Annotated in this window: 19 protein-coding genes; 8 read left to right on the top strand and 11 right to left on the bottom strand. The window is 65.0% G+C overall.

Annotation, left to right across the window (positions count from 1 at the left end; translation table 11 throughout):
• Positions 1-640: 640 nt before the first annotated feature.
• Both ACXJKF_RS14195 and ACXJKF_RS14190 read right to left on the bottom strand, forming a co-directional pair.
• Positions 641-1051 carry a hypothetical protein gene (locus ACXJKF_RS14195; RefSeq protein ID WP_456788354.1) on the bottom strand — a complete coding sequence of 137 codons (411 nt, stop codon included), beginning with the start codon at positions 1049-1051 and terminating at the stop codon, positions 641-643.
• Complete coding sequence (locus tag ACXJKF_RS14190) at positions 1048-1737, bottom strand: hypothetical protein (RefSeq protein ID WP_456788353.1); 690 nt, start codon at positions 1735-1737, stop codon at positions 1048-1050. Before ACXJKF_RS14190 ends, ACXJKF_RS14195 begins: the two co-directional genes overlap by 4 nt.
• A gap of 380 nt (positions 1738-2117) precedes the next feature.
• Here ACXJKF_RS14190 and ACXJKF_RS14185 point away from each other — a divergent pair, with 380 nt between their 5' ends.
• A complete protein-coding gene (locus ACXJKF_RS14185) occupies positions 2118-2660 on the top strand; it encodes a hypothetical protein (RefSeq protein WP_456788352.1) in 543 nt (180 codons plus the stop codon).
• Between the two features lie 270 nt (positions 2661-2930).
• Here ACXJKF_RS14185 and ACXJKF_RS14180 read toward each other — a convergent pair whose 3' ends face one another.
• The 4 genes from ACXJKF_RS14180 to ACXJKF_RS14165 are packed head-to-tail and all read right to left on the bottom strand — an operon-like array spanning position 2931 to position 7594.
• Positions 2931-3308 (bottom strand): hypothetical protein, encoded by a 378-nt coding sequence (locus ACXJKF_RS14180; protein ID WP_456788351.1) that lies wholly within the window; start codon positions 3306-3308, stop codon positions 2931-2933.
• On the bottom strand, positions 3308-5281 hold the full coding sequence (locus tag ACXJKF_RS14175; protein WP_456788350.1) for an AAA family ATPase: 1974 nt from the start codon (positions 5279-5281) through the stop codon (positions 3308-3310). The genes ACXJKF_RS14180 and ACXJKF_RS14175 overlap by 1 nt, the downstream gene beginning before the upstream one ends.
• Complete coding sequence (locus ACXJKF_RS14170; protein WP_456788349.1) at positions 5278-5535, bottom strand: hypothetical protein; 258 nt, start codon at positions 5533-5535, stop codon at positions 5278-5280. Before ACXJKF_RS14170 ends, ACXJKF_RS14175 begins: the two co-directional genes overlap by 4 nt.
• Before the next feature lie 4 nt (positions 5536-5539).
• Positions 5540-7594: a DEAD/DEAH box helicase family protein gene (locus ACXJKF_RS14165; protein ID WP_456788348.1), complete on the bottom strand. Its 2055-nt coding sequence runs from the start codon at positions 7592-7594 to the stop codon at positions 5540-5542.
• A 442-nt stretch (positions 7595-8036) separates the two neighbouring features.
• Between ACXJKF_RS14165 and ACXJKF_RS14160 the strand changes: the two genes are divergently transcribed.
• The 7 genes from ACXJKF_RS14160 (at position 8037) to ACXJKF_RS14130 (ending at position 17022) form a co-directional block, all read left to right on the top strand.
• Positions 8037-8840: a ParB/RepB/Spo0J family partition protein gene (locus tag ACXJKF_RS14160; protein WP_456788347.1), complete on the top strand. Its 804-nt coding sequence runs from the start codon at positions 8037-8039 to the stop codon at positions 8838-8840.
• Entirely contained in the window at positions 8837-9703 is an 867-nt protein-coding gene (locus tag ACXJKF_RS14155; RefSeq protein WP_456788346.1) for a hypothetical protein, read from the top strand. Before ACXJKF_RS14160 ends, ACXJKF_RS14155 begins: the two co-directional genes overlap by 4 nt.
• A 5-nt stretch (positions 9704-9708) precedes the next feature.
• The gene (locus tag ACXJKF_RS14150) at positions 9709-11073 is read left to right on the top strand and encodes a DNA methyltransferase (protein WP_456788345.1); all 1365 of its coding nucleotides are present in this window, start codon (positions 9709-9711) and stop codon (positions 11071-11073) included.
• Positions 11024-11614 carry a hypothetical protein gene (locus ACXJKF_RS14145; protein WP_456788344.1) on the top strand — a complete coding sequence of 197 codons (591 nt, stop codon included), beginning with the start codon at positions 11024-11026 and terminating at the stop codon, positions 11612-11614. Before ACXJKF_RS14150 ends, ACXJKF_RS14145 begins: the two co-directional genes overlap by 50 nt.
• 449 nt (positions 11615-12063) lie before the next feature.
• Positions 12064-12642 carry a sigma-70 family RNA polymerase sigma factor gene (locus ACXJKF_RS14140; protein ID WP_456788343.1) on the top strand — a complete coding sequence of 193 codons (579 nt, stop codon included), beginning with the start codon at positions 12064-12066 and terminating at the stop codon, positions 12640-12642.
• Positions 12639-14474 (top strand): ATP-binding protein, encoded by a 1836-nt coding sequence (locus ACXJKF_RS14135; RefSeq protein ID WP_456788342.1) that lies wholly within the window; start codon positions 12639-12641, stop codon positions 14472-14474. The genes ACXJKF_RS14140 and ACXJKF_RS14135 overlap by 4 nt, the downstream gene beginning before the upstream one ends.
• Before the next feature lie 238 nt (positions 14475-14712).
• A complete protein-coding gene (locus tag ACXJKF_RS14130) occupies positions 14713-17022 on the top strand; it encodes a COG1470 family protein (protein ID WP_456788341.1) in 2310 nt (769 codons plus the stop codon).
• A gap of 207 nt (positions 17023-17229) precedes the next feature.
• On the opposite strand, the gene ACXJKF_RS14125 is transcribed toward ACXJKF_RS14130, so the two are convergent.
• The 5 genes from ACXJKF_RS14125 to ACXJKF_RS14105 form a co-directional block, all read right to left on the bottom strand.
• A complete protein-coding gene (locus ACXJKF_RS14125) occupies positions 17230-17871 on the bottom strand; it encodes a DUF4279 domain-containing protein (RefSeq protein WP_456788340.1) in 642 nt (213 codons plus the stop codon).
• A gap of 430 nt (positions 17872-18301) precedes the next feature.
• On the bottom strand, positions 18302-18799 hold the full coding sequence (locus tag ACXJKF_RS14120; protein WP_456788339.1) for a hypothetical protein: 498 nt from the start codon (positions 18797-18799) through the stop codon (positions 18302-18304).
• Positions 18800-20108: 1309 nt separating this feature from the next.
• Positions 20109-20774 carry a hypothetical protein gene (locus ACXJKF_RS14115; protein WP_456788338.1) on the bottom strand — a complete coding sequence of 222 codons (666 nt, stop codon included), beginning with the start codon at positions 20772-20774 and terminating at the stop codon, positions 20109-20111.
• 129 nt (positions 20775-20903) lie between these two features.
• Entirely contained in the window at positions 20904-21794 is an 891-nt protein-coding gene (locus ACXJKF_RS14110; RefSeq protein ID WP_456788337.1) for a hypothetical protein, read from the bottom strand.
• A 226-nt stretch (positions 21795-22020) separates the two neighbouring features.
• Complete coding sequence (locus tag ACXJKF_RS14105; RefSeq protein ID WP_456788336.1) at positions 22021-22341, bottom strand: hypothetical protein; 321 nt, start codon at positions 22339-22341, stop codon at positions 22021-22023.
• Positions 22342-22366: the final 25 nt, after the last annotated feature.

The following is a 22366-nucleotide window of genomic DNA, read 5'->3' as shown; positions in this document are numbered from 1 at the left end:
CAGGTCGGCCGGCCGCCGCCAACGGGCGCGAACGAGGGGGTCGCCGACGCGGTAGCCCAGCGGGAGCTCAACCCAGAGGATCCCACCGTCGAGGGGCCGGTCGACGGACGAGGCAGGCCACGTGCCGTATGCGCTGCGGAGCTCGACGGTGCCGGTCAGAGTTCCAGAGTGCCCGAGGTCGAACGTCTGCGACGGTGCGAGAAGTTGGCGGACCTCGTTGCGGTCATGTGTTTCGGTGCGGGCCCAGACGGCGGGTGCGGTCCACCCCTGAATGCGCTGGTCAGCGGCCTCTTGTCCCATGGGCCGAGTGTGACAGGACGCGGCCGCGGAGCGGCCGAAAACCGAGCTCCCAGTCCGCTCGGCTCGTCGATCAGCGAGTGCCCCCGAGTGTCGATTGGCATGGGTCAAACATCCGATGCAGGACCCGGTGTTGTCCGAGGCGGCGGCGGGGGCTTTGGCCCCGCGGCCAGCGACCCGAGAGTCTAGGGGTAGTCGCGGCGGACCTTCCGGAACGTCAAACGCCTTGAAACCGGAATCACCCCGAAACGTCGGCTCAGGAATCGATCCGCAGACGATCGATGGTGTTTGGAGGCCCAAGTGAGCCGACTCGCCAGGTCCGGTACCGGGGTCGTAACCGAGGCTAGGGCCGGTACGGCGTTACATCGGGCCGGTGCTCTGCCGGCCTGCAGCCGGTGCGGGCCGCCCAGAGCTGCAGACGGGCGCGCGCGTTGCCCAGGATCTGGTGCCACTCGGCTGGGCCCATCGGACTGCCGCCCGGGTCGAACGACGCCTGGTGAGCGGTGTGAAGCGCAGAGAGTTCTTCGATCAGCGCGCCGTGTTGAGCCCAACATGGAGGGACGTCGCGATGATCGAGGCCGTAGCGGAGCACGAGCCACCCCACCCACTCCGTGAGGGCGGCATGGGCCGCCGCAAAGTCCTCGTGGTCGAGACGAGACCAATCGAGAGGGCGCGGCCGCCTCCCCAGAACGAGCTCGACGAGTTCGTCCCCGTCGAGTTCGTCGCCACCGGCAAGGAAGCCGTCACCGGTCACGCGATCCACGTCCGGGACCCGGCGCGGTGGACCTGGGCATAATCACTCGTGAGTACTGGCCACCCGGGACTTCGGGGCCGCAGCGCGATCTGGCGGCGCTCCAGGGCTGCCCGCAATGCGGTCGTCGCGTCCGTTGCGACCGGGCCAGCCGCCCGGTCAGGTTGGGTGATGGCGGCGACGCTTGAGAGACCACTGCGAATCTCGATCGTCGCCTGCTCCAGCAGCTCAAGGAACGGCATCACGTCCGACCGACTGGCGAACCGCCACGGGTAGGGCTGGTCCTCGGACGGATCGCGGATCGCGACGGCGCGGGATCGGACGGCTGCATCCGCCGCCTGGGTGAGTGCTGCCGTGGCGACCGCCGTGGCACGCGTGTAACCGCATAGAGATGGTGCGGCCTCTCGGGCCTCGACCGGGTGCCGGGCGAGTGGGAGGAGGACGGATCGCACGGCCGTGCCGATCTCGCGGGCTTGGCCGACCACGGCGTCATTGCCAGCGGTAAGCGACCCGAGCACCGTCCGATGCCTAATCACGGCAGACGCCAAGGTGTCGCCGTGCTGCTCCAGCACGACCGCGATCAGCATGGCTGGCACGGTCAGTTCGCCACGGTGGACTCGGTCCGCCGCGCGCAACGCGGTGGCGGTGGCGCGGCTCGTCTGCGCGAGCACGCGGGTGACGGCGAGCAAGTTGCCAATGGCGCCGTGGCTGGACGACCTGGTGCCGCCCCCTTCGGAAGCTCCGCGCCGCGACGCCTGGGTCGAGAGAGCTAAGACTGCGGCGGCCTACCGCGAGCGATACGGGATCACGGACGAGCGATCCGCGCTCGGCCCCGAGATGCCGTCCGACCTCCAGCGGACTGCGGCCCGGTTGCTCGCCGAGGGCGCGTTGCTCGAGGTGCGGGCGGCCGTCCACAGGCCGGTTGCTCGAGTTCGTCGTCCACAGGTTTCAGGGGCTCTGGTGAACGAGTGTCGGATCCCGGCGAGACGGTGACGTCGTGGCCAAAAGGATGGGTAGCGAGCTCGGCCGCTGGGTTCGCGCGTTGGTCGGACCAGGAGCCGCTCTCGCGATGCTCGCAGGGCTGTCTGTGAGAGGTGGCGCGTCGCTGGCAGTCGCGCCGGACCTGCACGCTGCGGCCGTCCGGGTGTGGCAGGCGGTCGCTGTGCTGATCGGGTTGTGGCTCGCGTCGTGCGTGTGGAGGACTGGCCGACGGCCCGTGCTCGACCGGCACGCAGCTCGCCACCTGCAGGATCTCCGCGACCGTGCCGATGCCGCTGGATGGAGCCTGGTGTGCGTCGTGGAGTTGCGTGAGAGCTCGCCGGCCGGCCAGCGCGTCATCGCCATCGATGTGCGCACTGGCGTCGCTGACGATATCTGGCTCTCCGAGGTTTGCCTCCTCGTTGGCAGCTACGCGCTCGTCCACCGGCACGGCGCCGGCCTGGACCTGGTCGACAACCTCGATCCCAGCGAGCTGCTGGCAGCCCGACGCGACGAGGCCGTGCGCGCTCGTCGGCTCGACCGGGTGTGGGGCGTCTCAATGCGTCGCCGGCAGCGCCGTCAGAGCCGCGCCGCCCGCGCGCTCGTGCGAGCGACCGAAGATCTACTTCGGTGACTCATACCCCGGCCTGCGGCACGACGGTCGAGCGCCCAACGTGCGACGCCACTCGCACCTGAGTGCGCAGCAGGCGGAGATCACGCATGAGCAGCCAGGATCTCGCCCGACATGCCAAACGGGGCTGCGCTCCTGGGATCGCAGCCCGGGCTGGGTGAGCCCCAGGCGGCCGAAGCTGACTTGGTGGCGCCATCCTCGGTCTCGCCAATTCGTGCCGAATCAGTGTCTGGCGATCGGACCTCAGAGGTGAAGGTGCGTGACGTCAGCTGCCTACTCGCCCTCGCCTTCGTCGCTAAGCAGGTCGGCGAGTGTCTCGTTGCCGTCGAGGCGCCGAGCCATGTCCCGCACACCAACGTCCGCCAGCTTCTCGGCCGTCGCGAACGGTCGGTCGGAATCCCCGATCCCCAAGATCTGGAACAGGTCCCGCAGGCTCGTCCCACTCTCGACCGCCTCGGCGTGGTACTTCGTCGTGTAGCCCCCTGCGGGGGCGTCATCCGGATCGAGTCCGGCGCCGATCGCGTAGGCGATGGCGAATCGGTAGGCGTCCTGCTGGCTGCCGCCGAAGTGGTCGGCAGCGATCGTGACGATGGAGTCATTCGCTTCCGGCGTGAGACCAATCTGCTTCTTGTCGTCCTTGTCGTTGGCCATCATTGCGTCCTCTCGATGGTGGCTTCCTCAGGATCGTTGTTCGGCCGGCGGATGCGGTAGGCCTGGCCGATACGGCTGCCCATGATCGTTCGAGCATGGTCCTCGGTGAGCTCTCCGGACTGCACAAGAAGGATTGCCTGGCTGCCGAGCTCTGGCACCCACGAGTTGAGTACGTTCTCGCGGTGCTGGAGGTCAAGGCGTGCAAGCGGACTATCGAGCACGACCGGGCCTCCTCGCACGGCCGCACGCTTGAGAGCGCCGATGAGAGAAAGCGCGATGAGCTGTCGGCCACCTTCGCTTGTCTTCATCGACGGCCCGCGCTTGCCCACAAGGTCGACGCGGTAGTCGCGACCGATAGTGATGCCCTCGTAACCCTCGGGGTTGTGAATTAGCTTCATGAACATGGCCGTGGCGGTCGACTCCACCTCGGCACGCGTTCGCTCCTGGTACCGGTCAATTGTCCGGGTGACGAGGTCCGACGCGTATTCGAAGAAGTACGCCTCGGCCGCAAGCGCTGGCTGCCCGCCTCCTAGTCTCGCAAGGACACCTGCCAACTTGTTCTGTTCGGCTTTGATCTTGTTCTCTTCGTCGATTTGCCTTAGCAGCCGCTTGCCGTACGACTCGACCGCCCGCTCGAGCCGATCATGCTCGTTGCCCAGCTGCCGGATCGCCGCCGCATCGTTGTCCTTGAGGCGGTCCTTGATGGTACTCAGGCGTCGACTGCGGTCGTACTGCGTGGCGACCACCCTGTTTAGCTGTGACTGCTTGTCGCGGTAAGAGTCGATCGTCTGCGTGTCGATCAGGCTTTGGATCCGTCGCTCAAGGTTCAAGTCCGGGCCGTCGCCGGCGGCGTTCCGGAGATCGTTCAATTCGGTTTCGGCGAYGGTCAGGTCCTGCCGAGTGGACGCATCCGCCGGCGGGAGTTCCTGGTGACAGCGCGGGCAGTTGCCGCCCTTGATCTGCTTCTGGAGCAGGTCGACTCGGTCGCGCGCGGCCTGGATGTCGGCCTGCTTCAACTGCGCGGCGTCGTTTTTTGCTTGGACGGCACGCAATGCGCCGGTGAGCCTAGAGCTCGCGGGAGCCAGCCAGCCACGTACTAGCAGGCCCCGCATCTCCTCCCGTAGCGCCGTCTCCTCGGCCTCGCCGCCCTTGATCTGGGCTTCAAGCCCCTCCATCTCACGGGCGTCTGCCTTGAGGTCATCGACTGCGGCAATCCGCTCCCGGACGTCCTCAAGAGAGACTTGCGCCTTGCGAAGGGAAGTCGCGATCTCTGATCGATCCTTCTCCAGGCTTTCTTGGCGGGACTTGAGCTCCCGGAGTTGCCGCTTAGCTGTCTCGGCCTCCTGTCGGTTCTTCATGGCCTTGGTTTGGCGTGTCATAACGTCATTGCGCATGACCTCGACATCCCGCGACGCCAGTTGCAGAGCCGGGATGCCAAGCACGCTGTCGATGCTGTTCCGCAGCAGGTCACGCTCGCGGTCGGAGTTGAGGCGGTCATAGAAGTCGCGCAGGAGCTCGCCGTCGAAGAGGAAGAACTCGGAGATCTGGGGGTGCAGTAGCCGGCCGACTTCAGCTTCGATCGACGCCTGTTGCACGACGTCAGCGCCGATCCGTAGATCCGCCGTTACCCGAGGGGCGACGCCGCCGTCGAAGGTGGCCGTCCGCGTCAGGTGGTAGTGCTKACCGTTAGCGCTGAAATCCATCCCGACTTGCATGATGGTCTCGCGCTCAGCGCGCGCCGGGCGGTTCATGTAGTCGGCCAGGCCGCGAGCCGACTCTGCCGCGGACCGGCCTGCTTCGGGGGCACCGTAGAGACACCACCGCAGGGCACGGAACAGGCTGGTCTTGCCGAGAGTGTTCTCGCCGTGGATCACCACCACCGGGGAATCCGGCTCGGTGGTCAGGCTCAGGTCGTTGACCTCCCGATAGGGCCCGAAGTTTTTTAGGCTGAGACTTTCGAAGCGCAGCGTCATTCCYTCAACTCCAGCCGGGCAAGGATCTGCTCGCTGACGTGGACCTGTAGCTCACGCAGGTCCCGCTTGAACTTCGAGCGGTCGTCATCGAACTGATAGCGCCATGCGAGGCGCACGATTTCGTCGTAGTCCTCCGGCTCAAACGAGTCGATCGCCAGCGCGAACCGCTTCCGATCTGCGCTGGCCGCCACCTCTCGGAGCGCCGCGAGTGCACCTTGTCGACCGTGGCCGGTGTTGTCGGGTCCGACATCCATGCGGTCAGTCTCCTCCTTCTTCTTCGTCGTCAAGTAGATCTGGCAGTTCGACCGGATCTTGACTTAGCGAGACGATCACCTTCAGGCGCTCACGCGCAGCGGGGTTCCGCGCCAGGCGGACGAACTCCAACGCCCGCAGAGCCTCGCTCTTCGTCAAGGCACCGCCTGTCGTGTCGACCAGCATCAGGTCGTGCACCTCGGCACTCACTTTGCCGGTGGTTGCAGCGCGTCGGAGCACCCGCCCACGTCGTTGGATGTACTCACGCTCAACCGTCGAGCTGGCGAGGATCAGGGCGTGGTCGGTGACCGGAATATCGATGCCTTCGTCTAGGCAGCGGATTGCCACGACGATTCCGCCGTGGTCGGCAAGGCTGCGGATCACCGTGTCGCGGTCGCTGGGCATGCCGGAGTAGAAGGCGAGTGTAGGAAGACCAGCGTCCAGGCAGCCGTGGATGACGTCATGGAGCTGGGTTTTGTCGTCGCAATAGACGAGCCACCGGTCGCCTGCCTGATACTCGGTCTTCAGAATTTCGACCGCCGTTGGAACCTTGATTCGCGCCTGCTTGAGGACGTGTGCGCGCTTGATTAGCAGCATCCGAAGCTGGCCGTCCGGATCGCCTAGCGCCTCGCCTTGGCCCATCAATTGGCCGATCCGCTTAGTGAGTCGGTCGTACTCTGCCAGCTCATCGTCGTCCAGCGTGACTTCATGGAGCCGGTAGTCGTAGGGCACCAATAGGCCGAGCATCAGGGCTTCGGCAAGGCCGATGACGGGTGAAAGCACGTCGCCGAAGAATTCGATCAGCCGGTCCRTGCCCTCGCCGTCGAACTGGCGGCGGAAGGTCGCGCTCAGACCTAAGGTCGCGCCGCGGGCCGTCCGCTCCAGAGCGGGCAGGACCTTTCTACTGCCAGCGCGGTGCATCTCGTCCGCGACAACCAACAGATGGCTACCGGACTTCAAGCGACGTTGAAAGTCGTCAGAGGCGAACGTCGCGTAAGTCGCCACGACAACGCGACGCAGCTCGGCCGAGTTGCCGGGAGCCGAGTAAATTGGCAGGAGCTGCATCCAGTCGCTCTTGTTGCTGCCAGCGCCAGCAGGAAGGATCTGCACGTTGCCCAGTTCGGCCTCTATCTCACGAATCCACTGAGCGTGCAGATCACGTCCAGGCACCAGGATGACCGCGGCGCCGCCGTCGTTTGTCCAAAGCTTGACTCCCTCGATGGCCGTGAGGGTTTTTCCCGCGCCTGTCGCAAAGTTGACGATGCCGTGGTGGTCGTGAGCCTTCCAGTCGTCGAGGACGAGGCGCTGGTGCTCCATGAGTGGCCGGCCGACGACCTGGTTGAGCTTGCGCCCTTGGTGAAGGCGGACCTCGTCGATCGCGTGATCGAGATCGTCATCGGCAATGGCCAGGAGCTGTTCGCGGGTGACCTCGTCGAGCCGCGCAATGAGTACGCCAGGTTCCCTACCACGCCATATCTCCTGGAAGCTGTCGGTGTGCTCCCGCGTGCGCAATAGCTCTTGCTCGTTGCGCCAGCTGCATGAGACATCGAACGACTCGTGGTTGTAGCCCCACGCACGCCAGGTCTCGTTGGCGCTGCCTCTGAAAGAGACGCGCCTGCCCTCTACGTCCTCGAAGATACCTAGCTTGTCGTGAAAAAGACCGCTGGGTTTGTCGGCGAACGCTATGCGTACGTCGATAATGTCATTGGCGATGAGGGTGGCCAACAGCTTGGTCGCTGGCACGGCTGCCGGGTTGCTGAGTAGGCGCTCAAGGTCCTCGCGGACGGTCTGTTGGGCACGGCGGCCGAGATCGTCCGCCTCCTTCATGGTGTCGAAGTCGTCGGGAGTTAGCGCCGGCGAACAGACCAGTCGCATTCGCCCTCCGCGGCGGGCGAAGTCGGTGAACGCGAGGCCGACGACGTGGTACAGGGTGCTTGAGAAGTAGCCGACCGCACGGTCGTAGCGGATCGCCTCCTGGAGGCAGGGCACATAGAAGTCATCGATCAGGGCGTCGCGCCCGGACCGATAGCTGGTCTGCAGACCCAAGTCCTGCAATACCACTTCAACTGCCTCCCTCGTGCCGTTGGCGAGCCTAGAGGCGGCGTCGCGCCGAGTCGTGGAGCGCCGTCGGGTCAGCGTGTTGATCGGCCGTGGGCGGCGGGCTGGCCCGTGTCAGGCGCTCATGCGAGCTTGGGATGGAGTCCGTGGTGATGGAGCTAGTCTGCTCCACGCACCTTGTGGACTTCGAGCGGCACGGCTTCGTGAGGCGCATAGGGTGCCTAGACGGCCGGCGCCAGCGCCTCCGCTGGCACTGTCAGACCCTGCGTCTACCGTCAGCTGAGTTGCGATGAGGGTCCTCTCCAAGCGTCGTGGCGACCCGCCGGAAGCGTGCGTTGGCTGGTCCCGAAACTCTGAGAGAATCACGCGTGTGTAAGTCGAAGGGTGGGCGTCCGTGGTAGCGGCGAGCAAGGCGGCGACGCCTGCAGAGACGACGACTAGGCCGGTGCAGGACCACCACGCGTTCCCGGTTCGGTACGTGCCCGTCGACCGGATCCGCCCCGAGGACGGCCTCGGCCGCAAACGCGATCGCGAAGGCCACCGCGAACTCCAGCGGTCCATCCAGCAGTTCGGGGTGTTGACGCCGATCACCGTCCGGCCCGCTCCCGACAGCACCGGCGACTACCTGCTCATCAAGGGGCAGGGCCGGACGCTCGCTTGCCGCCTGCTTGGCGTCACCACGATCCCGGCGATCGTCGTGGACGACACCTACGCGGACACCGAGAAGGTGCAGCAGTTCTTGGTCGAGAACGTAGCCCGGCTGAAGATGCGCCCGGTCGACCGCGCGCTCCTCATCCAGCGAGCTCGGCAGGAGGGTGAGGAGACCTCGGCCATTGCTCGCCGATTTGGTCTGTCCCCATCTACCGTGCGCCGACTGCTGGCGCAGCTCGACGGCGCGACAACACACGAGGTCGAGGCGTTGCGGGCGGGAGAAGTCAGTCTCGCCATGCATGCGGTTATCGCACGGCACGTCGGCTCGCCGGAGCGTCCGGCCGTGTTGGAGATCATCTCCGGTCTGTCCATCAGAACCAAGGAGCTCGAGGCGCTCTTCGTCGCGCTCAACTGGCAAGAGCTGGAGGCGCTCGGCGCCAAGAGGCTCGGCGAACGCGTCGCGTTGCTCAACTGGGCCTGCAAAGCGCTGGTCGCACTACCCAACGGCACGTTGAAGGACCGGCTTCGCCAGCTTGCGCTCAGCTTCCCTACCGCGCTGACGAAGAGCGGAACGACGTACGCGGTGGTCGCGCAGTGAAGCTCATCGAAGTCGCCCCTAGAGACTTGAAGCTCAGTCCTGAGCTGGTGCGCTCCGGCAGCGCAAAGTCCTTTGAAGACCGCCTACGTTCGTCCGTCGACGAGATCGGACTGGCGGAGCCACTGAAGGTGGCAGCCGATCCCGACGGCGGTTATCTGGTGATCGACGGCGCCCTTCGCCTCCGCGCTGTTCAGGCGATCCGCGAGAAGGACTCGACCCGCTTCGAGACGATTGCGGCGTACCTGCTCGACTACGACCTCCGCTATGAGATCCGCTTCCAGTCGGACATCTACCAAGACCTGCTTCCCAGTCAGCTAGCGACCCTGGTGGAGCACCTGCACAAGTCCGAGAACGTGCTGAAGGTCGACATCGCCCGCTACATCGGCGTCTCACCCGCCACGCTCCGGAACTACACCGGACTCTGGCGTCTCATGGAGCGCGGCGGACTATCTGCACGCATCGTCGAGCTGATGGACGTCGGCGTGTTCCCGTCCTCGAACCCGTACGCCTGGCTTCGACTCACTGACGAGGGCCTGGAGCGGGCGCTCCGGGAGAAGTTCGCTAAGGGGGAGAGCCCCGACCTCTGGATAGCCGGTGTGGCGGATGCTGCTCGTCTCGGCGGCGTCGAGCGCTACCCGCTCAAGTTCATTGAGATGGTGACCGAGGCTCTCCCTGCTGAATGCTTCAACGCCGGTGAGKATGTTCGCGCGATCAAGCGTGATTTGGGGCTCCGGCGTGCCGCGGGTCAGGTGACGCAGGAGAAGTACAAGGAGGCGCGCAATCACCTGTCGCGCGTGTCGAAGGAGTCGAACGAGCCGGTGCTCGTCGCTGCCGCGAAGTCGTTCGAGGCGTACCTATCGTGACCGCGATGACTGACTGGTCTGATGACGCATACTTCGACTCTCCACAGCGCGAGTCGATCGACGGTGGAACGACGTCGGCTGGAACTCTTTGGCACGGTATTGGCTCGCGTTGGGGTCACTCGATGCACACCATGTGCTCGTACCACGGGATGTTTCCCGCGAAGGTCGCTCACCAGTTCATCCAGCAGTACTCCGAGCCTGGCGATGTCGTCCTCGACCCTTTCAGCGGACGTGGGACCACGCCCTTACAGGCGCGCGTCGAGGGGCGCAAGGCCATCGCCAACGATCTGAGTCCGCTGGCCTACGTGCTGTCGCGTGCCAAGACCGAGCCGCCGACATGGGACGAGGCAAATGGCTTCGTTGACGAGATGGAGCGGGCGTTCAAGGCGACGAGGCCCCCAACCGAACTCGACGTGTCGCCGGACATCCGAATGCTGTATCACGACAAAACGCTTGCCCAGCTCTGCTTCATTCGGGAGCAGCTGCTCGCCAAGGAGATAACGACCTGGAGCCGGACTGAGTTCATGGTCGCCGGGTCGCTCGCCGGCATCATGCACGGCGGCTGGCGACGAGATGGCACGAGCCAGTACCTGAGTATCAGCATGCCGAACACGTTCAGCATGTCGCCGACGTACGTCGAGAAATTCATCCGAGAGAATGGCCTGCAGAAGCTCGACCAGGATGTCTTCGAACGACTTCGGGAAAAGCTCGCGAGGCTATATCTCGACGACGACTACGGATCGGCGGGCGTCGCGCACCACTCGGATGCTGCCGCACTGCTGTCCGGCTCCAAGCTTGCCGAGGGGTCGGTCGACCTCGTTGTGACGTCGCCGCCGTATCTACAGGTGGTGAACTACGCCCAGTCCAACTGGATCCGTCTGTGGCTCCTCGGGATCGACGAGGTGGGTCGCGAGCAGGGTGAGGGCCGCAAGAAGCTCAACGCTGTGCTTGATCACGGGCACACCTACGCCTCGTACTGCGATTTCATGCGCCGCACAGCTCTGGGCGTGCAGCGGGTCCTGAAAAAGGACGGCGTTGCCGTCCTGGTTATCGGCGACGTAAAGGACCCTGGTAAGGAAGACGCGCTGCCCCTTGYGCGGCAAATGTGGGACGAAATCAGGGATCAGACKGGTCTCCGTTTGATTGACATCGTCGAGGACGACCTTCCCGCGAATAGCAAGGTCAGCCGTATCTGGGGCGAGACCAAGGGGCAAGCAACGAACCGTGACTGCGCCCTGGTACTTGCGCATGCCGACGGCGATCCGAACCTCGATCGAGCCGAGGTGGATTGGGACGAACCGTGGAAGGACGGCGGTCCGGATGCTGCACACGAGCGTCTACGTTCCGCCCGCCCTCCTTCGGAGTGGTGAGCCGACGGGCGAGGATCGGGAGCGCACGCTCGTCGCGGTTCTCTTGAACCCACCCGCGACGACCGCTGGCACCCGAAGCCGCAACGCGGTCGCACGAGCCGCGAACGTGCTCGGCTACGACTGCGCGGTGATGGCGAACCTCTGCACTGTCGCAACTCCGTCCGTTGTGGAGCTCAACAGACAGGGACGTCACGGGTGGGATCTGGCCCGTGATCAGATGGAGGCCACGTTGGACGGCGCCGATGCGATGCTCGCGGGCTGGGGCGTCGCTGGTTTGAGTGGGGATGCCGGGCGGTGGATGCGCGCGCAGGTGGCGTGGTTGTCCGATCGTGCTCTTGAGAGAGGGATCTCCAAAATCTGGATGGTCGGCGGCGAGCCGCGGCACCCTTCCCGCTGGCATYAGTACGTGTCCGACAAGTACGGGCGAACGGCTGGTGGAACCTTCGAGGAGCGCATCGCGCAGGTACTTGTCGCAGTACCCGTCGTCGTCTCGACGATGGAGTTGAGCGGCAACTCTCCGTTCGTTCGTCCTCTGCATTGAGATGAAGTCGCGCCCGTCGTCCCACGGAAGGAGACGGCAGGTGGGCAAGGCAATGCAACGCTTGGTAGCAGTCGTGATCGAGGCGATTCCGGGGCGCCTTAGCTGACCCGCGCGGAGGAGCCGCCGGCGTGAGTTGGCGAGGAGCTTCTCATGGAGAGGGTTGCCCAGGGTAAGCGCGAGTTCGGTGACCCCAAGCGCCACGCATCGACGGTCTGGCATCGTCGCAGGCCGGTTGCTCCCGTCACCCGATCGGCTGACGTCGAACACTGTCGGCTGACGTCGAACACTGTCAGCTGACATCTCAGGCCTTCCGTGGCACTCTCTAGTCGGAGACCAGGAGGTCCTCTCACAACGTGGTCGCGACAGACTGCGAAGAGTGACGGACTCAGATGGCCCGTACCCCCATGGCGGGGTTCGACCTCCCTCCGCGCACCCCCGGGTGCACGAACATGGAGGTCGAGTTGGCCATTGTGAATTTGTCCGTCACCAATGTTGGTGTGACCGCCGAGAACGAGAGGCTCGTCCGCCGCGCCACCTTCGCTGCGAAACCGGAGCGCCAGGACGTCGCCGACGTCGAGCAGGCCGTCCGCGAGGAACTCCTCCGGCGGCTGCCTACCTATCGGCCCGGGACAGGCATCCCGCTGGACGGCTTCCTCTGGCCGTACCTGTTGGGTGCGGCCCAGCACGTCGTCCGTGACCACCCGAACGTCCGCAGCAAGCACGGCCAGCGGTACGCCATGGCAATGGGCACCTCGCCTGACGACCTCGACCCCAACGGTCGCCTGACCGTCGCCGCCCACGACCTCGAATTCGATCCCCGTGCAGGAGCGGCAGTCCGCAAGTTCGTAGCCACCCTGCCGTCGACGACACGCCGGGTCATTTGGCTGCACTACTACGAGGGCCACACCTTCGCTGAGGTTGCGGCTGTGCTCGGCATCAGCCGCCAGTCCGTCCATGTCCACCACCGGCGTGCCCTCGCGGCCGGTCTGTCCGGACTCGCCTGCCTTCACAAGGAGGTGGCTGCATGACCGACGCCCCTCTCACGCCGTCCCAATTCGACCTCTACTTCAAGGAGCCCACCGTGACCGCGACCACTCCCGCCGTGCCGGACCCCGACCTCGTCGCTCAGCGCAGCTTCGTCGAGAATCTCCTGCAGAACGGGCACGACTTCGGCATCGCCMACACCTCCGCGTTCGTCCGGGGGATGCGCGATCTCGGGTACAAGAGCACGGCGACCGCTCTCGACGAGCAGATCGACAACGCCGACCAGGCGGGTGCCCGCAACATCCACGTGTTCTGGGACACGAGCGGCAAGAAGCCAGAGTGGCTCGCTGTCGCCGACGACGGCCATGGGATGGAGCCCGACATGATCCGTCTCTCCATGGCGTGGGGAGGGACGCACCGGGAGGACGACCGCAACGGGTTCGGCCGGTACGGCTACGGCCTCCCGAGCTCAGCGGTCAGCCTCGGCCGGAGCTTCTCGGTGTACTCCAAGCCGGCGGGCACGACGGAGTTCCACGGCGTGACGTTGGACCTCGATGAGATGAGCGAGGGCAAGTACAACGACGGCCACCGCATCGTCATCCCGGGTGCGCGGCCGGCGAAGCTGCCCGCCTCGCTCACTGCTCGGCTCAAGGAACTCGCGTTCGAGCCCAACACCATCGTCTTCATGGAGAAGCTTGACCGGCTGAGCTGGACGACGGCTCTCGGTCTTCAGCAGAACCTCACGCCGCATTTCGGGGTTACCTATCGCGACTACCTCCGGACGCTCAACATCCACGTCGACGGCCGGCAGATCAAGCCGATCGACCCGTTGTTCCTAACCCCTGGTGCGATGTACTACGACGACGACGACCAGCGTGCCGAGGCACTTCCGGAGGCGCGCTTCACGGTGCAGAATTCCAAGGGTGAGGATTGCGCGGTCGTCATTCGGTATTCGTATATGCCCCCGAGGTTCGGTCAGCTGGACAAGAGCAAGGAGCGCGGAAAGAATAACGCGCGGTTCCGTGTGCGCGCCGACAATAACGGCATCATCGTAAAGCGGAACCACAGGCAGATCGATGTCGTGAACTACAAGCACAGCTTCATCTACTTCAACAACGACGATCGGTATGTCGGCGTCGAGCTCGACTTCCCGCCGACGCTGGACGAGGAATTCTCGATCACCACCTCCAAGCAGCAGGTCGTCCTCAGTGACCGGATGTGGCAGATCCTCAAGGACCAGGGGCTCATCGAGGCTGTGAAGCAGATGCGCAGTCGATACGACACCGACAAGCGGACCCTGAAGGGCCCTGAGGACGAGGGCGGCGGGCAGAAGCCCGCCGAGAAGGCCATGGCGGAGTCGGAGAAGTTCTCCAAGACGCCCGTCGCCGACCGGGAGCGCCTTGTGCAGCTCGGTGAGAGGAACTTGGAGGAGCAGGCCGAGAAGGTCGCCGAGGAGACTGGGCGCCCCGCCATCGAGGTGGTCAAGGAGCTTAKGGCTCAGACGGAAGGGCGCCCCTACGCGGTGCGGGAGGAGCACCTCCCCGGCGCGCCCTTCTATCGCGCCGACCAGCTGGGTGGTTCGCGGGTCATCTACCTGAACACTGCTCACAAGTTCTACACGCGGCTCTACAAGGGTCAGGACGCGACCCCGCGACTGCGCGCGGCGATCGAAGTCCTGCTGTTCGTTGTCGGAATGTGCGAGATCGAAAGCACTGACGATCGGGCGCGGTTCTACGTCTCGGAGCGCGCCGAGTGGTCGACGCGGTTGGAGACCGCGCTCGACATCCTTGACACCTACCTGTCCGAGGCCGATGCCGGCGACTCGACGTTCCGCCCGGAGGAGCAGTCCGACGACGGTGAGTCCAGCGCCGCGTGAGCTCGCAACGGCAGGGGCGCCACTGACGTGCGGAGCCCCTGCCCGCCTGCACGAGAGCGGCTTCCGATGTCGCTGCATTCTGAAGTTTGGTCGAGGCACGTCGGCGGTCAGCGTGGCGCCCGGACATTTGCATGTCGCAAGCCAAGGCAGCGACGCCGATGCTCGCGGGATCACAAGATCACTCACATCCAAACGATGGTGACGGCCATCCGTTGCACGATCGGAAAGGAACCCTCCAGTGGTCAGTGACCTGGACATGCTCAAGGCGGCCCTCGAGGCCAAGACCAGCGGCGACTTTGTCGCGTTGGAAGACATGCTGGCCGGCCGGGGTGCCTACAGGTGGCGCCCGGTTGGCGATATGGAGGACAACTTCGGCGCGATCAACGCTGCGTCCGACAGTCGGCTCTCGCTCAACGAGCGAATCACCAACATGATCGACGCAGTGCTGGAGAAGGAGGCGCGTCTGAGGTACGGCACCGACATCTCGGCGATGGCGGGTGCCATGAGCAGTCCGGCGGAGGCGGCGACCGCGCTTCTCGGCGTGCCTGCCGGTGGGGTGGGCGAGTTGTCTATCCCCGACCGGCAGAAGCTGGCCGAGGACATCGCCATCGACTTCGTGGAGTCGGGCGTGCCGGAGCGTCCGACCGCGAGAATGCGCGACCGAGGTATCGGCCAGACGCCGTCGCGACTTCCCGAGACGATCCTCTCCATCCACCGGGGCAACAAGCGCGACAAGCCTTTCCTCATGGGCATGTACGGCTGGGGCGGGTCGAACGCGCTGGGCTTCGCCGAGGGCGGCACTGTGATCGTGTCTCGGCGCCACCCTGAGTTGCTCGATGGTGAGGCGGACGGCGTCGCGGTCACGATCGTCAAGAAGGTCTACACGGCGGACATGCGAACCCCGGCGTACTTCTTCGCTGTGGATGCCGACAACAACGTGCTGTCTCTCGACGTGGCTGCTGCAGACAATGTCGAGCTCTCCTTCGGAACGCAGATCACACACATCGAGTACGACCTGGGGATTAAGGGCCCTCTGCTCAACCAATACAAGTACTACAACGCGGCTCTCTACGAGCCAGTAGTGCCGTATTACCTCGGGTCGAACCGCGACATCGACAAGACGCCGGGTCGGCGCACCATGGTTGGCGTCGGTGGTGCCCTGAAGTCGCGCACCGCCGGGGACGACAGCGCCCAGGGATCGAAGGTCGCATACCAGAACCGCGCMACCATCGACCTCGGCGATGACGGCGAGATCAAGGTGCACATCTGGGTCATCGACAAGGAGGGCGTTAAGCCGAGCGCCAACACAGCCTCCGCGTTCGTGGACGCTGACAGCGCAATCGTCGTGACGCTCAACGGTCAGCGACAGGACTCCGGCAAGGCTGAGTGGATCAAGCGGATGTGCAAGTACCCGCACCTGTACTCCCGCGTGATTATCGAGGTCGAGGCGGACTTCCTGAGCCAGGACGCCAAGATTCGAGCCTTCGCCTCCACCCGGGAGCGGCTGCGCGGAGCCATGCATGAGCGCATCTTCAAGGAGCTCGCTGATCTGCTCATCAAGGACGAGAACCTCCAGGCCCTCCAGGACAAGCTCCGCGAGGACTCTCTGAAGGACACCGCCAGCAAGGCCAGCGAGAAGGATCTGAAGAAGCTGGCCAAGATCATCGGCAAGCTCGGTGGGCGCACTGCGGAGGTCGACGTCGAAATCGAGGTCGAGGCTGACGGAGAGAAGAGCAAGGCGGGCGGTGAGGGCAAGTTCCGCGACACCGACGACAGTTCGTTCCCCGAGGTTCCGACCAAGCTGGAGTTCGCCCCGCACACCCTGGTAGTGACGCAGGGCGGCACCAAGAAGCGGCTCATGGTCAACATCGACGCCAAGAACGGCTACCTGCCCGACCACGACGCGGACCTCACAATCACAGTCGAGGGCCCTGCGGGCGAGACGAAGGACGTCTACCCGTCGACCCGTGCGCAGCTCATGGGAGGCTCCGCGCAGTGGCTCGTTGCTGCTAGCGAGGACGCCGAGCTGGGCGACTACAAGCTGACGGTGCGGCTGAAGGTTCCCGGCGACGAGTTGGTCGACATGGTCGAGCTCTCGGTGATCGCTCCGCGCGAGCCTGAGGGCGGCTCTGGGCGCGCCGGGCACAAGACGACCAAAAAGACGATCAAGCAGGTGGTCCCGGTCGGTCCCGAGGTGTCATGGGTGGGCAAGGACCAATGGGACTCGCACGAATTCGATGCCMGCTCTGTAGGTCGAGTGGACGAGACGGGAAAGGGCGTCGACATATTCCTTAACCTGGACTTCGACAAGCTCCAAGACGTGCTGAGCAACCGGACTTACACGGCGGCCGTCCAGGAGACTCGCAAGTCTGCATACATGATCCCCGTGGCGCTCGGTCTGTTCCGCATTCACCAGATCGAGGAGAAGTCTGAGCTCGACGAGGACCTGGTCAAGCAGCTAAGCATGATCGTGGCTGATTCGGTCTTGGTCGCAACCGACACCGAGGGCATCCTCGGCGAGGGGTTGGAGGACGACGAAGAGGAATGACCGCCATGAACCTCGATGGCTCCTGGGCGACGTCCGACACTCAGGAGCTCGTTCGAGTTTCACGGGGCGCTCGGGCTGCGGCGCCATCGCCCCCCGGATTATTCCGCGTCGGACCAAGCGCGGACGGTCCGCTCACCTGCGAACACGATTGAGACGTCGCACCCGTGGAGCGCCTCTTCGCGCAAGACAGGTCCCATTGACTGTTAGTTAGGATTTGCTGCGCCGCAGCTCCGCCGCCTTGTTCCTGAGCTGGGGTGGATTCTCGAGCCAACGCTCCTCGTCGAAATAGAAGAGGTTGGCCCGGCACTGCCTGTTGCCGGGACCGCCATCCGGTCGGGCATGCAACAGACGGATACCGGCGTACACCGTCTGGTACCCACAATGGCGACACGGGCCAGCCGGAGTCACGAGCGTGGCGGCAGAAATAGGGCTGGTGCCATCGTCATCTGGCTCGGATGGGTACAGATCTATCCACAGGTCGCCAGGGAGCGCGAGCAGACGGGTCATCGTTAGGCGATCGAGCTGCGCGGCGTGCTCGGTCGCGTGCGATCCGAGGTAGCAGAACCAGTTGGCCCAGTAGCCGGCGTCCACAAGGTCCCACAGGCGGGAAGCGACCGGGTCGWGCTGGTCAAACAGGATACCCAACTGCACCGAGAGCTCGACGTCGTCCTGCGGCTCGACGGCGCTGCTCAGAAACCACAGGGACTCGTCATAGGTCGCCTCGGACTGCGTGCTGATTGGAGAGCCAGCCTCTCTTGAGAGTGTCGGGACTAGCCCGAGTAGGTCGGTAACGTGCGCCGAGGTCCTGCCGTCCGTCCCGGCGATCCGGAATGTCGCCTGCGTCCTCATGCTCTGAGTGTGCCAGCGGGCACGTTCTGGATGACAGGCGCGACAGGAGCGGCGCTACGCCGCAGGGGCGCGCGATGAGCCCCTCGCAACGTGGACGCTCAGGTCACGCGATCGACCGCTTCGTCACGTGGGCTCTTCGGTCGACGACGGGCATTCCGGGATCGCGTGCCTTTCGGTTGACCACGTCAGCGAATCGGCTCAACACATGCCGGACGCGTCGAATGCGCGGCGACGAACCTGCAGATCGGGCATTCGCCGTCGTCCGCCGAGGTTCCTCCAATCCGCCTCTGAGTCAGGGTTCCTCGAACTGAGGACTGACTGCGACGACGAGCGACGGTGKAGTGGTCCTTCGGATACATTTACTCCGATTGATAGCGGGCCCGGATAGGCGACGGTCATGACGGCCGGCCCGTTGAGCGATATCAGTTTGCTAAATGCTGAGGGCGGCATACACCGCATCCGCCTGCTTTCCCTCGTACGAAGCCATTGCCTGGAAATGATTGCTGGGCTTGAGCCCAAGCGCCTCGTTCACAAGCGCGTACGGAATGTGGACGAGCGCGTAGTCGTCGACCGAGTATGCGTACTCGTAGATCCCCTTCTCGGGGTGGCTGTGCCAGAGCGCAGCGGCAAATCGAGCGTTCTTGAACTGGAAGCCGATCGTTCCGGTCGCCCAGATTCCGCCTCCACCTGTGAACAGAACCAGATCGCCCTCAGTGACACGCTGATACTTCTTTAGGTTATGGCGATAGGTACCCCAGAATCGAGCTTGATCGCCGTGTCGGCGCTCAATCTGGATCCGTTCGTCGGGCGCGAGCGCGTCATAGAGATCTTGCCGGCTCTGCCAGAGGACAGGCTTGAGCAGCGATAGCCCAGCGTTCAACTGGCCGTCACCCTTGCCCTGGGACGGATGTACAAGGACTGCAGCCACGGCCGCCTGCTTCCTGATCTGTCTACCTGTCCGCATCGTCGCATGTCGAGTGCTCCGTCGACACGTGGACGCACGCGAAACTGTGAAGACTGCATATCGGACTGTCCTCCGCCCGAGCGGTCGCGGTCAGGCGTTTGCATGCGCCACGCGGGTCGCGCGCGTGCGGACCAAGCGCCTGAGTGTCGAACGTCGCGACCGACGACGATGCATCCGGCTTGAGCGCCCAGAGCGCCCGTGGCTTCAAGTCGAGGCGCAGGAGAGCGGCGTTTCGGCGGTTTCGCGTTAGCCAAGCGGTCCGCTTTGGCAGTCCTTGCAGGCGCTGGTCGAGACTAATCGTGAAGGCGGGTCGGCATGGATCGCGTTGCCATTGCAGACGGACTGCCATGCGTCTGCCGTGCTCACGACACCCCAGTCAGAGAAGTCGTCGTCATCCTTGTGAGCGCAACCGCCGTCGAGGTGGGCCTTGCGGCTCGGAGCTATGAGGACTTGAACTGACACCGTACGCCGACCCGGGCTCCTCGGTGCACACAGGCCGCATGTCTCCATCGCCATCTCGTGAATGCAGAGCTCTGTCGACGTCATGCTCAAGTATTGCTCCCGCGCGAGCGGAAATCTGGTCCTCCTGCCGAGGTGCGATCACGAGGGTGGCTTTCAGCAGGAGTTCCGACTCCTGTGCCGAGGGCGCTGCGGACACGGTCCGCTCCCTTCGCCCGGCGAGCAGTCCATGCTTTTTGCGTCGAACCTAAATGGACGTTCTGCGATCTCCGGGGTCGAGTGGTGCGAGAAGACGTGTGAGCGAGCCACCGAAATCGCCGTGCACCTCCTCGGTGGCAGAGTCTGGGCGTCGCGCGCTACGCTCCGCCGCATGCCATACGCGCCGCCTGACGCCTGGCTGGAGGTCGGTCCCAGCGGTCTGCGGCGCGGACACCTGAGGCCGGATTGTGAGCGGATCCGATTGGATTCCACGGTGACCGGACCGATGCTGCCGGGGTTGGTAAACACAGGCCGGGTCACGACGTGGTGCCGGTGCGCCAAGGGCAGCGGGCGGCACTCCGACAACGCCTCTCGTCCGCGCGGCGAGGTTTCGGGCGGGCTTCCGACGCTTGGGCGCCGCTAGGCGGACCGCCGTCGTGACCGGTGGCCTCGTCGGTGTGCAGATGCGCGTTCCCGCGGCGGCAGCGGCCCCGTTGACCATGGCAACGGATCGTCCCGAATCGCGTCTGGACCAACGGATCGACGCATGCAGGCCTGCAGATCAGCCGGTCGCCCATGTCCGCCGCCACCGTGTTGGAAGCTCGAGGGGTGGGGCTCAAAGGCCAGAATCACTGCTTAGGTAGATCGGATGGGATACGGGATACCGTGCTCGCGTCGTCCGGGATTCGAACGCGTCGGCCGGCATTACCCGAACTGTTCGCCGAGGGCCGCCGAGGTGGGCGGCGTGTTCAGCGACCAGCTGATCCATCAGGCGCTTTCGGATCGGATCGATGACCTCGTCGAGTTCGCGCTCGAGTGCGCCGACGAGGCCGAGGAAGGCGTGCACGTGCTCCGGCGGCATCGGGCTATGGATACTGGGCCCGATGACATCGAGGACCTCTTGTGTCTCGGCGTCGAGGACGGCGACCGCGTACGTAACCGACAAGTCGGATTGCGAGTGCGCGATGGTGCGGTTGCGAAACATCGCCACAAGCTCATGCGTCGCGACGAACGCGCGAGGGATTTCGACGAGTGCGGTCACCGGCCGGCGGACCTTTGAGGGAAAGAACGTGCGGCAATATGCCATCGTCGCGTTAGCCACCAATGCGCGCTCGGCATCCCGAAGCGGCGAGTCCGGATCCCGCATGCTCCGCAGCGCCAGCTCGAGCGAGTCGCGGGCCTCCACCAGGTCGGCCGCGTGGCTGGACAACTCCACGAACAGGCGGGCGTCATCCGAGTCGTTCAACATCATGAGCTCAAATCGCCGCTCGTCAGAGTTCACCGCTCGAGTATGGCGGGCGCCGGCGAGCTCACGTTGCGCGCGCCAGGGGCTGAGTAGGTCGAACCCCAGGCCGCCGAGCGGAGCAGCCGCGCGCGGGCAACGACGGCGTGGTCCGACGCCCAGCTGCGTTCAGGGACGCAGGTCGAACCTGACCGCGTCGAGCAGGGCAGCAAGCTCGGGTTCGCCCGCGGCCGGAATCGGCTGGAGCGCCCTTGATGCGCCGGTCTGCACGATCAAACGCGAGGTCAGGCATTCGTTGAAGACCTCAACCGATTCGGCGCGCTGCCACCGCACGCCCTCAAGGGCCGTCCGGTCGCAATGGCCCGCCAGAATCGCCTCGGCGCGGACGGTGCCGTAGACATCTGGTGGGGTCGCGCGTACGGCGACGATCTGGGCAGACGTGAGGGCGGGGGCGACAGCGAACGCCTCCCTGAGTGTGACGATCAGGTGTCCGCACACAAGGGTCGTGTAGAGATGGGCTCGCTCGGCCTTGGTCAACTTCTTCAGGCTGAGGTTGCCCGCCTGGGTGGTCGTCGGCATCCGGTCGGGCACGTCGGCTTCCCGCGGCACGATCACCACCAGCGACACCTGAGTGCCCGTGATGCCGACGGCGGCGGCGGCGGCATCGTTGTCGCTGAAGGCCGCTGCGAGAACGTCGAGGGTGACGTCGGGGTCGCAGGCCTCGAGTAGTTGCCACACTGCGTCTGCCGCACGCTGCGCTTGCACCCGGTGCGTCGTCTGTGTGGCGGTGGCGGCGAGGAACTCCTTCTCGGCGTCTAGTTGGGCCTCGGCAAGTGCGTCCTTGCGCTTCTGCCCGAACGGGCGAGTCGCGCCCTTGGCGAGTTGCTCGTGCCGCTCGAAGATCGGTCCTGCGTCAATCGGCGGAGGCATAGGAATGAAGGGGCGCGTTGCGAGCGGGAAGCCTTCGCGGTGGATGTTCGAGATCGCGATGATCTGCTGATGGAGCGCGTGTGCGGTCGCCTCCTTGTCCGAGGCGCGGGCGGCGCGGGCTGCAGCCAACTGCTGGTTGGCCGAAGCGGTTCCGGTTCGCCGACGAGCGCCRCCACCCCCGACCCGAAGGGACTTGTAATAACCGACRGGGCCAGCACCCGTGGAAACGCCGAGACCACCAGCGCCCATGTGTACGCGGGCCACGCGAGGTCCCATCGAAGTGCGAACACCGCGGCTCGAGACACCAACTCGCAGGCCAGGCATCAGCTTGACTGAGAAGCCCACCGGGATCGACCTACCGCGCGGCGTTCTGCTCTACGAGCTGCTTGAGCCAGAGGTGGGCCCCGAGGAATGTGCCGTTGGATTTGTGCTTGAACACGATCGTCCACGGGTCGAAGCCGACGCTGAGGCCGGTCGGAACAATGAGCTCGTTGCCGTCGATCGCTACGGTCAGGATTCCGCTGACAAAGCGGGTGGCCTTCTCGAAGTGGACCGCGCTGAGGCGTGACTGCTCGAACCGGACTTCGGGCTGAGGGTTGTCTCGGTGCTCGATGATCACTTCTTCACCATCGATGACCAATGCGCAGTCGTCGCGTCCCTCGTACCGCGTGGCCATGCTTTAGCTCCTCGTCTCGGCTCCT

The organism is Cellulomonas sp. P5_C5 (assembly GCF_054049655.1).
This window is presented reverse-complemented; position numbering and strand designations above follow the sequence as displayed.